General features: G+C 69.2%; 1 protein-coding gene. It reads left to right on the top strand.

Features of this window, described 5'->3' with window-relative positions; genetic code table 11:
* Positions 1 to 29: 29 nt before the first annotated feature.
* A partial coding sequence (locus AC31A1_RS52430) for a hypothetical protein (protein WP_489660076.1) occupies positions 30 to 506 on the top strand: 477 nt, incomplete at its 3' end.

Here is a 506-nt window from a genome sequence, read left to right as displayed (position 1 = left end):
CGCATCTCCAGGTGGCCGAGGCTCGCAAGATGCCAGCCCCCGAGCCGGGGCATCCCCTCGCCCCCGCCCTGCTTCTCCGCACCCTCCGCCTGAACGCTCTCACTACCCACTACGCTCCGCTCTGGGCGGAGCTGTTCGACCGTCGCTGGGCGGGCTACGAGGACTGGGCGAACCCCTACTGGCCCCGCCTGAACCCCCTCGCTGCCGACCTCAAGCCAGCCTGGGAGTACACCACCCCGCTCCGCACCGAGCACGAGCGCCGAGCCGCCCTCGTCGAGCTCGACGCCCTGGTCGCCGTCTGGCTCGGTATCACCGCCGACCAACTCGTCGCGATCTTCAAGTCCCGCTACCCGCAGCTGTACGACTACGAGTCGGCGACCTACTTCGACGCCAACGGCCGCAAGCTGGCCGCTAGCCCCTTCACCTTCGGCCACGGCCAGACCAAGCAGGACTACCTAGACCTCCTCGACCACCTGGAAGACCCGGAGCACACCCCACCCCCAACC

It is taken from the genome of Streptomyces sp. P5F9 (assembly GCF_057961495.1).
Note: the sequence above shows the minus strand (reverse complement) of the source record. Positions and strands in the feature narration are given on the sequence as shown.